1 rRNA gene is annotated in these 672 nt (G+C 56.5%); it reads left to right on the top strand.

Annotated features, from left to right (window positions below):
• Positions 1-672 (top strand): 23S ribosomal RNA (locus ACFO8Q_RS06485); the annotation flags it as partial.

Below are 672 nucleotides of genomic sequence, written 5' to 3' on the forward strand. Positions count from 1 at the left end.
ACCCTGAGGAAAAGAAAACAACAGTGATTCCGTCAGTAGCGGCGAGCGAACGCGGAGTAGCCCAAACCGTGTGTGCTTGCACATGCGGGGTAGCGGGGCGTCTCACATGGAGTTACAAATTCTCTTCGTAGGAGAAGCGACTTGGAACAGTCCACCAGAGCGGGTGACAGTCCCGTATCCGAAACGAATGAGAACTCCGAGACGATACCCCAAGTACCGCGGGACACGAGGAATCCCGTGGGAATCCGGCAGGACCACCTGCTAAGGCTAAATACAACCTGGCGACCGATAGTGAACCAGTACCGTGAGGGAAAGGTGAAAAGCACCGCGGGAGCGGAGTGAAAAAGAACCTGAAACCGTGTGCCTACAATCAGTCGGAGCGCGTTAACGCGTGACGGCGTGCCTTTTGTAGAATGAACCGGCGAGTTACGGTTGCAAGCGAGGTTAAGGCGAGGAGCCGGAGCCGCAGCGAAAGCGCGTCTTAAAATCCGGGTCCCCGCGAAAGTGCTTGCACTTTCGTGGGCGAAGGTAGGGCGGAAGTTTGTAGCCGTAGACCCGAAACCGAGTGATCTACCCCTGGCCAGGATGAAGGTGAGGTAACACTCACTGGAGGTCCGAACCCACGCACGTTGAAAAGTGCGGGGATGAGCTGGGGGTAGCGGTGAAATTCCA

Source organism: Effusibacillus consociatus, from assembly GCF_042652925.1.
Lineage (GTDB): Bacteria > Bacillota > Bacilli > Tumebacillales > Effusibacillaceae > Effusibacillus > Effusibacillus consociatus.